The following is a 12,504-nucleotide window of genomic DNA, read 5'->3' on the forward strand; positions in this document are numbered from 1 at the left end:
TAATGTAGCAAGCTACATCACCCCGCTCGACTTGCATGTGTTAAGCCTGCCGCCAGCGTTCAATCTGAGCCATGATCAAACTCTTCAGTTTAAAATCAGTAGTACCTTTAAAGGGCACCAATCTTGGCTCATCAATTTTCTGACAAATATTTCTCAAATAAACTTCGAGTAATTTCTACCATCAATCAATGAAAATAATTTCGATCGATCAACCAGTAAAAATCCACACAAGTTGTTCTTCATAATCTCTTAATGATCTTCTTAATACCTCGTCAGTATTAAGGGCTGGACTTCGATATACTCAACAACTCAGCGCTTCGCGCTTCGTTCGTTTCCGTCTATCTCGTCGGTATGGGGTGCATTCTAGACCATTTCTATATCTTTGCAAGGGCTTTTAACAGCCTGTTTTATCGTGTGTTTCTTTTTTATGCGCCATTTTGGCGCATAAAAAAGCATTTTCAACAATAAGGCATTGTTTTATAAATTAAAAATTAAATTATAAACAATTTTCTTTATTTCTCACTTTTCTGTGCTGCCGGTGCTTTTATCTTCACACTTTGAATGAGTATGGGGCTTTGCGGTACATCCTGATGCATACCGCGATTAGAAGTTGGCACTTTTTCAATCTTATCGACCACATCCATGCCTTTAATGACTTTACCGAATACGGAGTATCCAGCATTCATTGCGCTTTTATTTAAAAAGTCATTATCAACGGTATTAATGAAGAACTGGCTTTTGGCTGAATTCGGATCGTTGGTACGCGCCATTGCTAAAGTGCCGCGTGAATTTTTCAAACCGTTAGAAGATTCGTTCTTAATTGGTGCAAGCGTATCCTTCTCTGTCATTTGCGCATCCATTCCGCCGCCTTGAATCATAAAGCCAGGAATAACGCGGTGGAAGACCGTACCTTTATAGAAATCAGCTTTAACGTAATTTTCAAAGTTCTTGGCAGAAATTGGCGCTTTATCATTAAAGAGCTCGATTTCGATTGTACCTTGGCTGGTTTTCATTTCCACAATGGTGTTATCTGCCCAAACATTGAAGCTAACCGCCGCAGCTGCTGCCAAAAGAACTTGTTTTAACATATGTATATCCGTCGTTTTAAAATTGCATTTGATGCTGACTATATTTTAGTCTTGTATAAGAAATAAAGCAGTTTTTTTGATTGCTGCTGAATGAGAAAAACAATGAATGAAAATAATGCTGCCCTTAAAGCTATACAGCATCCACCTCCATGGATATTGCAAGGTGATGCTTTTTTGCTCAACTATTGGCTTTCTTCAGCTTTTATAGAACAAAGCACACCATTTAAGCTAAGCGCTTCTCGTTTTGGCAGAATGATCCAAGTCATGCTGGTTCGCTATCGGCATAGTCCTATCGGGGCTTATGATGAATTGCTGCTTTTAGACCATCCCCTTTTTACAGACAGCAAACTTCATACCATTCCTAAAATATACGTTTCGACGCAAATTTCTGTGAATCATGGACAGCAGTACTGGGGCATTCCAAAAGAACTTGCCTGTTTTGAATGGCGGGAACATGGCAATGAAGTGCAATGCACTATTCGCCTGCCCCATGATCTTCATAACTCTATGGTGATCCAATTAAATAAAGCTCCAAACCCACGCTTATGGCCAGCGTCCAGCAAATTATTGCCCGCCTCATTTTTAAAAATTCAGCAAATCTATAATCATCAGCTATTTCAGTTTTCACCTTCTTTTAAAGGCACACTATCAAAACTGCAGTCTGTAACATGGATGAATACCAGCGGTTTATTTCCTGAATTTTCACAAGCCCGCTATTTTCCTAGCTTCTATGCGCCAAATTTTGAATTGGTGTTTCCTGAAGCAGACATTTATGCATTATAAAAAAGGTGTTTCACGTGAAACACCTTTTAAATTTAACAGCCCTTTTTATCCCAGAATTTTCGGAAATTTTTACTAATTTCGATGAGATATTTTTTTGAGCGTGAGGACACTGGCGTTAAATTGATAAAACCATGGGTTTGATCTGTATATTCTTGATAATGCACTGTCACCCCATGCTGACGCAATTTGTGTGAATAAATTTCAGCTTCATCATGCAAAACATCAAAGCCAGCCGTAACAATATAAGCAGGCGCTAATTTCTCCAGTTTGCCGTAAGTCGGTGAAATAAGCGGATCATCGAGTGCAACATTATGCTGAGCAGAATAATATTCAGTAACATGGTCGATATCATTGCCTGTTAGCACAAGCCCGTCCTTATAAGCATAAAAAGACGGATGACGGCTCTTAAAGTCCACTACGGGGTATAACAGCAACTGTGCATGCGGCGCATAGGCTTTGTTTGCAGTACGCTGTGCAACAGCCGTCGCAATATTGCCGCCTGCACTGTCGCCGGCCACCGCAATACGGCCTTTCAAAATTTTTAATTGGCGGCTGTTTTGAAATACCCAAGCCAGCGCATCTTCACAGCATTGAACTAACTGCTTAGGGCTCGCCTCAGGCGCAAGCGGATAATCTATACTAAGCACCTGCGCTTTAGCATGCACTGCCAGTAAACGGCACGCTTCGTCATGTGTATCTAAGTTGCCGACGACAAAGCCGCCGCCATGATAGAACACAATCATCGGTAATTTTTTGGTAGGTGCAGGATGATAATGGCGTGCAAATACCGTTCCGCTCTGCAAAGGCAGACGTAGATCTTCAACCTGCTTGACTGCCGTAGGCTTCGCTATAATCGATTGCATCTGCAAATCAAAGGCTTTGCGGGAACGCTGCACATCTGCACCGATAAAACCCGTTTTTCCTTGCTTGATCTGCGCCGCCATCATGCATTTAATCAGCGGATCCAGTTCTGGGAAAACATAGGGATAGCCTAACGCTTTTGCTAAGCGCTCTTGTACAAAACTCGGCAGCTTATCCAGCGCACGTCCAGCAGCGCCCTGCCCTTTTTCCATCAATCCTTGCATTTTTTGATTAAACGCAGTCATCTCATGTCCTTTTTATCCATTCTTCATATTTTCTACATGATCCGCCTTTGCGTGACCATATTCTTATACAAGTCCAAACAAGCAAATACACAGCTGCAAATTACATAAGCTAAGCTTCTTTTAAATACATGTCATTGACAATTTTCAATCAATTGATGGAGTTTTTTGCTGCTCCTTCAGACAAAGGATACAGACTATGGCTAAAAAAGTAATCTTGCTGTCGATAGCAACTGCATTTATGGCTGTTGGCTGCGTTGCTTTCCCTGATGATGGCTATCATGATGGGCGTTATGACAGCGGCCGGAATTATGGCTATGGCTATAACCGCGGCGCTGATGAGCGATATGATCGTGAGCGTGACCGCCAGCGCTGGGAATACCAGCAGCAGCGCAACAGGCTGGAACAGGAACGGCGCAGACAAGAAATTGAACGGCGGAATTGGGATCAGAACCGTAAAAACCAGCAGGACTGGGAACGGCGCAAGAATGACGCTGAGCGGCAGCGTTTGGATCAGCAGCGCCAAAAAATGCAGCAGGACCGTCAGCGCTTGGATCAGCAGCGGCAAAAAGCACAAAATGACCGAACTAAACGTGCCGAGTACGAACAGAAAAAACGAGAGCAAAATCGTAATCAGGCAAACAGAAATGCTGAACAGCGTAAACAGTGGGATAACCGCCGCCAGGAAAACAATAAAAGGATGAATGAAAACCGCCGTGACCAAAATCAGCGTGAACAGCGTAAAGATTAAAACAATTTGCGCCTTTCATTGCTGCTGTACTCTTTAAGCCATTCAACCCTAAAGCTGATCAGTTAAGAAGTTTCAAAGACTCTTCTTAACTTTTTCGCGGTTCACCGCAGAAACTGCTTTTTTGAACGTACGGACATCTATTTATAGTTTTCCCAATGTGAAGTTCTGTTCCACGTGGACAATCTTACTCATTGCTCGAATCTGTTCAACCGCTTTAATTAGACGATTTAAAAAACCCTCCGCTTTATATGCTGTCAAATGAAGGAGCGCGTTGCTATAAAGCTAAAGTCTAAAATCAAAATAAACAGCCATTCAATTCATTGACTGATAGGCCAGCATGATCTGCAAAAGCATGTTTGCATATTTCAGCTTGTGCAGTTTTATGCATATCTAAAATTTAGCCTGCCTAGGTTCTTCTGCACCATCTGTTTATTTCCGCTATCTTTTAATTCAGCTTTACATTTTTTTCATCAGATCAATAGGCGATTAAAAGTGTTTGAATGCATAAAAATGGCATCTACTTTTATGCATTCAAATATGATTACTTTAGGCCAATTGTCCTGAAGTAATCTGCTGTTAAAGCCATTATTGCTGTACCGCCGGCTCTTGTAGCGCTGGCGCGCTTTGAACCTCGACCGATCCCTGAGCTGCTGCTTCAGGCTGTGCAATCGCGCCGGTCTGATCTGCTGATGCATTTACATCTGCCCCAGCCGTCACTTGCGCTGTTTCAGTTGGCTGTGTGGTTTCACTTGAAGTACAGCCCACTGCTGCCGCGCCAAAACCAGTTAAAGCTAAAAATAATAAAGCTGTTTTTTTCATCATCACTCATTCCTATGTGGAGTTAATTCACTGCAAAGTCACGCTTTGCGGAAGCCATCATGAAAAAAATTGCTGTGCACTGCGCGCATTCTAAGTAGCAGTTTTACTTTGCATAGGTAAGCTTTTTAAAGCTTTTGTTTAATTCAGTCCTATTGATGTATCTCAAAACTGGCTTTGGGCGAGCCGCAGCCTTTTGGCTGGAATACCGTGCCATGCCTATCAAACGCTGGGGATTGGCCCGCGTTATAAACGGAGTCATCAGCGGCTGGCTGACATTAAACTGGCCGCAGAATATTACATTTCGCATTGAAAACCCTACGTTTCCATGCAGAGCACATACAGTCATAAAATTTAAGGCAAAAAAAATGCCTATCCAGTAGATGGATAGGCCATGAAAAACACAAACTCAAAATAAGAAGAATCTACAGCGATAGAATCTGGAAACAATCATACGAATTTGATCACTTTTTGTGAAATATTTAATTGCGCTGACAATAAGAGCTTTTTTGTCTAATTATTAAACAGATTATTTAAGCAAAAAAAAAACTGAGCCATGGCGGCTCAGTATAAAAACAGCGACTTCAAATTAGGCGGCAGTCACCATATCCCTCTCTCCAAAGATATGGTCACTTCCTGTTCCTGCATTATGCAAAAGATACAGGGCATTGTGAAACAGATAAAAATCATCACATAAATCTAATTTAACGATTAAAAAATCAATATTTATCCAAAACAATAATTTATGTTTTAATAAACTGAGTGTTCAGTGCTGTACATCACTCTATTTTCATCTGAATTTTAAATAAAAAGCTGCAATTAATAAGCCAGTTCGCTTGAATTTTTGCATCCAGCCCCGATTTCTCTATTAATCATGACATTTAGCAAATCATGGCAGTTCAGAATTAACGCAGTTAGACCTGACGCCAAAAGGACTGTACATGTTTAAGAACCCATTTAAACGGAGTAAATCTATGGCAGCTGAGCAGAACCAAGACGCTCAAGATCTAGAGCAGGCAGAACAAGAAGTGCAAACTCAAGCTGAAAATGAGCAAACTGAAGTTTCAGTTGAAGATTTACAGGCGCAAATCAGTGGCTTAGAAGACAGCTTGAAACTTGAAAAAGCGCGTACAGCAAATGCGGTTTATGAAGCGCAAAAAAGCGTGGAGCGCATTCAGCGTGAAGCTGAAAAGCATAAAGATACTGTGCTGGAAAAATTCGCTAAACAATTGCTGGATTCTGTCGACAATCTTGAACGCGCAATCGCTGCTGGCGGTGAAGAAGAAACACCTGTGCTTGAAGGTGTAAAGCTGACGTTGAAATCACTGCTGTCTACCTTGGAAAAATTTGGCGTAGTCGAAGCTGATACGGCGAATGGCTTCAATGCGGACTTGCATCAGGCGGTAGGCATCGACCCAAATGCAAAAGCAAACGAAATTGGCACAGTGCTGCAAAAAGGCTACACCCTAAATGGCCGCCTGCTTCGCCCTGCCATGGTTATGGTTGGCGCATAAGCCTTTAAATTCGGGAGTTTGTGAAAAATATTTCAGATTAAAGCTTGAAAAATTTTGAACGGCTCTCATATCGGATAACAAGCAAAAACATTGCAAAAAAGAATTTTTGAGGAAATCATCTAATGGCTAAAATCATTGGTATTGACTTAGGTACTACGAACTCTTGCGTAGCAGTACTTGAAGGCGACAAAGTTAAAGTAATCGAGAACGCTGAAGGCGCTCGCACAACTCCATCTATTATCGCGTATAAAGATGGCGAAATTCTGGTTGGCCAATCTGCTAAGCGTCAAGCGGTAACCAACCCGAAAAATACATTATTCGCAATCAAGCGTTTAATCGGTCGTAAGTATCAAGACCAAGCGGTTCAAAAAGACATTGGCCTTGTACCGTACAAAATCATCAAAGCAGACAATGGCGATGCTTGGGTTGAAGTAAACGATAAAAAACTTGCGCCACAGCAAATTTCTGCTGAAATCTTGAAAAAGATGAAAAAAACAGCTGAAGATTACCTAGGCGAAACAGTAACTGAAGCAGTTATTACAGTTCCTGCTTACTTCAACGATGCACAGCGTCAAGCAACGAAAGATGCAGGTAAAATTGCCGGTCTAGAAGTAAAACGCATCATCAACGAACCAACTGCTGCTGCACTTGCGTTCGGTATGGACAAAAAAGAAGGCGACCGTAAAATCGCGGTATATGACTTGGGCGGCGGTACTTTCGACGTTTCAATCATTGAAATTGCTGACCTTGACGGCGACCAGCAAATTGAAGTGTTATCTACAAACGGTGATACATTCCTAGGCGGTGAAGACTTCGATAACGCAATCATCGAATTCTTGGTTGAAGAGTTCAAGAAAGAGCAAAGCGTTAACTTGAAACAAGATCCGCTTGCGTTGCAGCGTTTAAAAGAAGCTGCAGAAAAAGCGAAAATCGAGCTTTCTTCTTCTAATGCAACTGAAATTAACCTTCCATACATCACTGCTGATGCGACTGGTCCTAAACACTTAGTGATCAACGTAACACGTGCAAAATTAGAAGGTCTTGTTGCTGACTTAGTTGCCCGTACAATTGAGCCTTGCCGTATTGCGCTTAAAGATGCCGGTCTTTCAACTTCTGACATCTCTGACGTAATTTTGGTTGGCGGTCAATCACGCATGCCAATGGTTCAGCAGCAAGTTCAAGACTTCTTCGGCAAAGAACCGCGTAAAGACGTGAACCCAGACGAAGCAGTTGCAATTGGCGCAGCGATTCAAGGCGCGGTACTTTCAGGTGACAAAACTGACGTACTTCTTCTTGACGTGACTCCGCTGACTCTTGGTATTGAAACCATGGGCGGCGTGTTAACAGCGATCATCGAGAAAAACACCACGATTCCTGCGAAGAAATCTCAAGTGTTCTCAACTGCTGCTGACAACCAGCCTGCTGTAGACATTTCTGTGTTCCAAGGTGAACGTAAAATGGCGCAGCAAAACAAATTGTTGGGTAACTTCCAATTGGGCGATATCCCGCCTGCTCCACGCGGTGTGCCGCAAATTGAAGTATCTTTCGACATCAACGCTGATGGTATCTTGAAAGTATCTGCAAAAGACAAGAGCACTGGTAAAGAGCAATCAATTCAAATTAAAGCAAACTCTGGTTTGAGCGATGCTGAAATTGAAGCGATGATCAAAGATGCTGAAGCGAATGCTGAAGAAGACCGTAAATTTGAAGAGCTTGCAAAAGCGCGTAACGAAGCTGATGCTTTAGTTTCATCTTCACAAAAAGCGGTGAAAGATCTTGGCGAACAAGTATCTGCTGACGAAAAAACTGCGGTTGAAACTGCTGTAGCTGAATTAGAAGCTGCAACAAAAGAAAACGACGTAGAAGACATCAAAGCAAAAACTGAAGCGCTTCAAAACATTATTATGCCTATTACTCAAAAGGCATATGAAGCTGCTCAAGGTCAAGGCGGCGCTCAAGGCTTTGATCCAAACGCTTTCCAAGGCGCTGAAGGTCAACAGCAAAAAGCGGACGATGGCGTTGTAGATGCTGAGTTCACTGAAGTGAAAGATGACAAAAAATAATTTGTCAGCTTAACTGAAAAAGACCGCGCGAAAGCGCGGTTTTTTTATGCTCAAATGTATTTTAAAAGCGATTATTTTCAGTTAAATTAATTTAAATACTAAAATTTATAATGACTTATGCGCATTGCTTTAATTGCTTTCTTGACATTGATCGCGCTGTTTTTCTATATGCAGACGAAAAATAATATCCAGCTGCGTTACAACTCATGGTCAGACCGCCTGATGCACCCGCTGGATACCCGCCTGCGCTACCGTATTGCCGATGTTGATTCGCGCTTTGGCTTAAGCCAGGATCAAGTCATTCAATTGAGCAAAGAAGCGATTCAAATATGGCACGACGGTATGCAAAAACAGCTATTCGTATACGATGAGCATGCCAAACTGCAAATTAAACTCATTTATGATGCACGGCAGGACGATTACAATGCCTTCAAAAAGACCCAGCAAAATTTAGATACAGAAAAAAATAATAATCAGCGCGCTTCTGATAATTTAAATGTGTCAAAAAGCAGCTTGGAACAAATGCAGCGCTCTTTGCGTCAGGAACAAATCCAGCTGCAGGCAGATGCTGAAATCCTCAACCGCCAGCGTATGAGCTGGAGCCGTATTGAAGATGCTCAAGGCGAGAACCGCCAGCGCATAGAAACACAGTATCAAGCTTTGAAGGATAGATCACGGCGCTTAGAAAATAATATTGCCTATTACAATCAAATGAATTCTCAATACAATCACCAGATTAATCAGCACAACAACAATATTGACCGCTATAACCATAATGTGATGCAGGCGCAAAACCGATTTCCCCCGCGCGAATTCCATAAGGGCGTCTTTATGGGTGACCAAATTCAGATTTACCAATTTGATGCCGCGGATGATCTGCGCCTCACCATTGCCCATGAGCTAGGGCATGCACTGGGCATCAAGCACAATGCTGACCCTCAAGCCCTAATGTATCCTGTACTGGGTGATCAGGATTTAGAACATTTCAAATTAAAGCCTGCAGATCAAAGTTTGCTGTATACCCGCTGAGCAATATGATTAATTCCTTATTTTTAATAAGGCTTTATCACGGAATTCAGCAACAAAGTGCAAAATTCATGCTATTGTGAACAGCTGAACCCAATCTGAATAACTTTGACTGGAGAGCAATGTGAGTTACTACCATATCTTGATTGAAGTGAATGACCACATCAGCACAATTGAGCAAACCCGTGATATCGAAATCTTTGATATTATTGAGATTCAGCCTTATCTCCATGCAATTTTGCTCCCCTATTTCAATGAGCAGCTGATTGAGCTGGAAGATGAAAATCTGGATTTTAAAGATATTTTGCATCTGCAAGTCAAGCAAACGCTGCTGCCCATTCACGATCTAATCGTAGAAGAACAAAAACTGCTGCCAAGCGATACAGATGTGACCATCAGCGCTTATGAAATCTTTAATAACCGCGATTTAAGCCAAGATGTGACCACAATTATTTTTGACCTGCTGGAAGCCATTAAACTGGCGCCTGAGGACTGAATACCTACGCTAAAAAAACAGTGCAATAAAAAAAGCCCTCATCGGAGGGCTTTTTTGATGAACCGCTGCAACATCTTAAATAGAAAAAGATGATCCGCAGCCACAGGTTGTGGTCGCATTCGGGTTTTGCACCACAAAACGCGAACCTTCTAAACCTTCTAAATAATCCACTACTGAGCCGACCAAATATTGGTAGCTGAGCGAATCCACCAGCATTTTTACATCGCCATTGGCAAATTCTGCATCGTCTTCATTTTGGCTTTCTGCAAAGTTAAAGCCATAAGAAAAACCTGAACAGCCACCACCCGTCACATATACGCGCAACATTAGGTCTTGGTTACCTTCACTGTCACGCAGTTGGCGTACTTTATTAGCAGCATTGTCGCTGAGCTCAAGCGCTTGGGCATTCATGATCGGTTCCTCTGTTCGGTTCACATCTTTCAAAAAAGACTATTTATCGAGTATAGCATACTCGATATAGGGCCAATCTTGCAGATTAAAAGTCAAATCAGAGTAATTTTATCAAGATTGTTTGTAGTTCTCATCCTGCAATGCGCACTCAAAGTTTTTCGGGTCTTGCTTGCAGCGGAACTGCCACAGCAGCTTCATCATGCGTTTGTCATATACACCGCGCTTGGTTAAATCAATCCGCGCTTCCCGCATCATTTTTTGATATCCAGGCTTATCTGCTGCCGGCACATCCATCCAATATTTGCTTGGAATGTCCGATTTCATTTTGCCGATGATATTAAATGCGCGCGGTAATTGGCCCTTTACCCAATCACGCGACTTTTGACCATAACCTGCAGGAAATTTATCCGGACGGATAATAATATTGCCTGTCACTTGCAGAATTGGATAATTCACTATCGCGCCCTTCGCACCCAAACCTTTATGCAGCTCTAGAGGTTTAAATACTGCAGCGGGCGCACCGATAATATCAACTTGGCCATTATTGAATTTCGCGCCAAAGTTGGTGACATCTGCACTCACCGCCTGTGCGCCCACTTGCTGCACCATAATTTTTTGCGCTTCGTCATAATCCAGAACTGCAATTTTTTTACCTGCCGCTTTCGCCACGGTATTAATACTTCGGTCATTCACCAGCAAATAAGCATCACCGACAGGAATAACTCCAGCAACCTCATACTTGCCATGCACCATATTCTTTGCAAAAGTCGGATTAGCGAGACCTTGCATCACTTTAACAGCCAGCTTTAAATCTGGAATCGCGCCAATGGCATCCAAAGTACCGGTAAATTCATTGAATTGACGACCGCGCATGCCAGTCACACTGATGCCATCACATTTTCCCGCTTTAAAATCTTCAGCAATCACTGCTTCATTTTGACCGACGCGCAATTCAATATCCGCGCCCCAGTTTTTAGCCGCCAATTGATAATCTTTCATTAAGGTAAATACGTCTCCATTTTTACCCACCAAGTCAAATACACATACCACTTGTTTAGCCTGAACTGCACCTGCAGCTGCCATTAAGCCTGCGCTTAAAAGAGAGGCCTTGATCCATTGCTTCGCCATGTTTTCTTTCCTTTGGGATACGACTATTTTTGCTTTTATTGTTGGGATTATTATTTTGCCCAATATTGCTTTAGATCTTCCATGCCTAGACCAGTTTTGCATTTCAGCTAAAAAATCCGCTGCGCTTACATCATTGCGCGCTTCAATCTTAAGCTCAATGGCGGAACTGACAAATCAGCATGTAAAAAAAAGCCTAGAATATTCTAGGCTTTTTTCTTAAAAATCAAATTACTCACCGCCAAGTGAACATTCAAAGTTTGCTTTATCGACAGAACAGCGCGCTTTTTTCAGCACAGACATCATGCCTGCATCATAAATGCCGCGCTTCGTCATATCCATACGGCCGTCACGCAGCAGTTTTTGATATTTGGTTTTTTCTTCAGCAGATAAGTTCATTTTGAATTTTGCTGGAATGCCCGCTTCCAAACGGTTGATCATGGCAAAGCTCTTCGGCAGATTCTTCACAAACCAATCACGGGATTTCTGACCAAAATCTGCCGGGAACTGGTCTGGACGAATCACCAAGTCTACAGTCACTTGCAATACAGGGAAATTAAACATTGCACCGTTGCTGCCCAAACCTTTATAGATTTCCAGCGGCTTGTAGGCATAAGCAGGCGCACCCACCATATCAACCTGACCATTGTTGAACTTAGCGACAAAATTGGAAACATCAGAAATCACTGCTTGCGCGCCGACACGCTGCACCATAATTTTCTGCGCATCGTCATAGCCTAACACCGCAAATTTTTTGCCTGCAGCTTTTTCAATAGAATCGATTTTTTTATCACGCACGAAAATAAAAGCTGAACCTAAAGGCGCAATACCGGCAACTTCATATTTTTTGCCGCCTAAGTTGCTGGTCATTTTGCTTTCATTACGCTTATCGAGTGCAAAAGTAATCGCGCGTTTAGCAATCTCATTGCTTGGCGCCCCGCCCAAAGCATCGATAGAGCCTGCAAATTTATTGTATTGGCGCGCGCGCATAGCAGTCATCATAACGGCATCACATTTGCCCGCTTTAAAATCATTATCCGCTACAGCTTCATCCTGACGCGGGATTAAATTGATTTCAGCACCCCAGCCTTTAGCTGCCAATGCCCATTCTTGCGCCATCTGGAAAGATTCGCCAGATTTACCCAGCAAATCAAATACGCAGACATCAACTTTTGCTGCTTGTGCAGTGCCTGCAAATCCAATTGCTGAAACTGCCGCCAATGAGAGGAGTGTTTTTTTCATTGTATTTATCCTTTTGGAATCTTTTTTGTTTCGAGGGTGTCCCTACACATTGCAAATATTAAGCAAGTTATTTTTAAAAAAATAGA

At 42.3% G+C, this 12,504-nt stretch carries 12 protein-coding genes and 1 rRNA gene; 6 read left to right on the forward strand and 7 right to left on the reverse strand.

Annotated elements, in window-relative coordinates; translation table 11 throughout:
• Both B9T34_RS18960 and B9T34_RS17575 read right to left on the reverse strand, forming a co-directional pair.
• Positions 1–91: ribosomal RNA gene (locus tag B9T34_RS18960) — 16S ribosomal RNA — on the reverse strand; the annotation flags it as partial.
• Between the two features lie 421 nt (positions 92–512).
• Complete coding sequence (locus B9T34_RS17575) at positions 513–1,088, reverse strand: peptidylprolyl isomerase (protein WP_086214425.1); 576 nt, start codon at positions 1,086–1,088, stop codon at positions 513–515.
• A gap of 102 nt (positions 1,089–1,190) precedes the next feature.
• Between B9T34_RS17575 and B9T34_RS17580 the strand changes: the two genes are divergently transcribed.
• The gene (locus B9T34_RS17580; RefSeq protein ID WP_086214426.1) at positions 1,191–1,871 is read left to right on the forward strand and encodes an acetoacetate decarboxylase family protein; all 681 of its coding nucleotides are present in this window, start codon (positions 1,191–1,193) and stop codon (positions 1,869–1,871) included.
• A 32-nt stretch (positions 1,872–1,903) separates the two neighbouring features.
• Here B9T34_RS17580 and B9T34_RS17585 read toward each other — a convergent pair whose 3' ends face one another.
• A complete protein-coding gene (locus tag B9T34_RS17585) occupies positions 1,904–2,977 on the reverse strand; it encodes an alpha/beta hydrolase (RefSeq protein ID WP_086214427.1) in 1,074 nt (357 codons plus the stop codon).
• 196 nt (positions 2,978–3,173) lie between these two features.
• Here B9T34_RS17585 and B9T34_RS17590 point away from each other — a divergent pair, with 196 nt between their 5' ends.
• Positions 3,174–3,725 carry a hypothetical protein gene (locus tag B9T34_RS17590; RefSeq protein WP_086214428.1) on the forward strand — a complete coding sequence of 184 codons (552 nt, stop codon included), beginning with the start codon at positions 3,174–3,176 and terminating at the stop codon, positions 3,723–3,725.
• A gap of 585 nt (positions 3,726–4,310) precedes the next feature.
• Here B9T34_RS17590 and B9T34_RS17595 read toward each other — a convergent pair.
• Positions 4,311–4,547 (reverse strand): hypothetical protein, encoded by a 237-nt coding sequence (locus B9T34_RS17595; RefSeq protein WP_228147480.1) that lies wholly within the window; start codon positions 4,545–4,547, stop codon positions 4,311–4,313.
• Between the two features lie 968 nt (positions 4,548–5,515).
• Between B9T34_RS17595 and grpE the strand changes: the two genes are divergently transcribed.
• The 4 genes from grpE to B9T34_RS17620 all read left to right on the forward strand — a co-directional run bounded on the left by grpE (position 5,516) and on the right by B9T34_RS17620 (position 9,640).
• On the forward strand, positions 5,516–6,055 hold the full coding sequence (gene grpE, locus B9T34_RS17605; RefSeq protein ID WP_086214431.1) for a nucleotide exchange factor GrpE: 540 nt from the start codon (positions 5,516–5,518) through the stop codon (positions 6,053–6,055).
• A 122-nt stretch (positions 6,056–6,177) separates the two neighbouring features.
• Positions 6,178–8,118: a molecular chaperone DnaK gene (gene dnaK, locus B9T34_RS17610; protein WP_086214432.1), complete on the forward strand. Its 1,941-nt coding sequence runs from the start codon at positions 6,178–6,180 to the stop codon at positions 8,116–8,118.
• 117 nt (positions 8,119–8,235) lie between these two features.
• The gene (locus B9T34_RS17615) at positions 8,236–9,147 is read left to right on the forward strand and encodes a matrixin family metalloprotease (protein WP_086214433.1); all 912 of its coding nucleotides are present in this window, start codon (positions 8,236–8,238) and stop codon (positions 9,145–9,147) included.
• Between the two features lie 109 nt (positions 9,148–9,256).
• The gene (locus B9T34_RS17620) at positions 9,257–9,640 is read left to right on the forward strand and encodes a hypothetical protein (protein ID WP_171265240.1); all 384 of its coding nucleotides are present in this window, start codon (positions 9,257–9,259) and stop codon (positions 9,638–9,640) included.
• Between the two features lie 75 nt (positions 9,641–9,715).
• Here B9T34_RS17620 and erpA read toward each other — a convergent pair whose 3' ends face one another.
• From erpA to B9T34_RS17640, 3 genes are all read right to left on the reverse strand, one after another.
• Positions 9,716–10,051, reverse strand: a complete 336-nt coding sequence (gene erpA, locus B9T34_RS17625; RefSeq protein ID WP_086214435.1) for an iron-sulfur cluster insertion protein ErpA — start codon at positions 10,049–10,051, stop codon at positions 9,716–9,718.
• A 111-nt stretch (positions 10,052–10,162) separates the two neighbouring features.
• Positions 10,163–11,179: a putative solute-binding protein gene (locus tag B9T34_RS17630; protein ID WP_086214436.1), complete on the reverse strand. Its 1,017-nt coding sequence runs from the start codon at positions 11,177–11,179 to the stop codon at positions 10,163–10,165.
• Between the two features lie 228 nt (positions 11,180–11,407).
• The gene (locus B9T34_RS17640) at positions 11,408–12,418 is read right to left on the reverse strand and encodes a putative solute-binding protein (RefSeq protein WP_086214438.1); all 1,011 of its coding nucleotides are present in this window, start codon (positions 12,416–12,418) and stop codon (positions 11,408–11,410) included.
• Positions 12,419–12,504: the final 86 nt, after the last annotated feature.

The organism is Acinetobacter sp. ANC 3813, from assembly GCF_002135435.1.
Classification (GTDB): domain Bacteria; phylum Pseudomonadota; class Gammaproteobacteria; order Pseudomonadales; family Moraxellaceae; genus Acinetobacter.

Coding starts and splice junctions, on each gene's coding strand:
- erpA (WP_086214435.1), bottom strand. CDS start 10,051: ATGAATGCCCAAGCGCTTGAGCTCAGCGACAATGCTGCTAATAAAGTA.
- dnaK (WP_086214432.1), top strand. CDS start 6,178: ATGGCTAAAATCATTGGTATTGACTTAGGTACTACGAACTCTTGCGTA.
- B9T34_RS17590 (WP_086214428.1), top strand. CDS start 3,174: ATGGCTAAAAAAGTAATCTTGCTGTCGATAGCAACTGCATTTATGGCT.
- grpE (WP_086214431.1), top strand. CDS start 5,516: ATGGCAGCTGAGCAGAACCAAGACGCTCAAGATCTAGAGCAGGCAGAA.
- B9T34_RS17580 (WP_086214426.1), top strand. CDS start 1,191: ATGAATGAAAATAATGCTGCCCTTAAAGCTATACAGCATCCACCTCCA.
- B9T34_RS17615 (WP_086214433.1), top strand. CDS start 8,236: ATGCGCATTGCTTTAATTGCTTTCTTGACATTGATCGCGCTGTTTTTC.
- B9T34_RS17630 (WP_086214436.1), bottom strand. CDS start 11,179: ATGGCGAAGCAATGGATCAAGGCCTCTCTTTTAAGCGCAGGCTTAATG.
- B9T34_RS17575 (WP_086214425.1), bottom strand. CDS start 1,088: ATGTTAAAACAAGTTCTTTTGGCAGCAGCTGCGGCGGTTAGCTTCAAT.
- B9T34_RS17640 (WP_086214438.1), bottom strand. CDS start 12,418: ATGAAAAAAACACTCCTCTCATTGGCGGCAGTTTCAGCAATTGGATTT.
- B9T34_RS17585 (WP_086214427.1), bottom strand. CDS start 2,977: ATGACTGCGTTTAATCAAAAAATGCAAGGATTGATGGAAAAAGGGCAG.
- B9T34_RS17595 (WP_228147480.1), bottom strand. CDS start 4,547: ATGATGAAAAAAACAGCTTTATTATTTTTAGCTTTAACTGGTTTTGGC.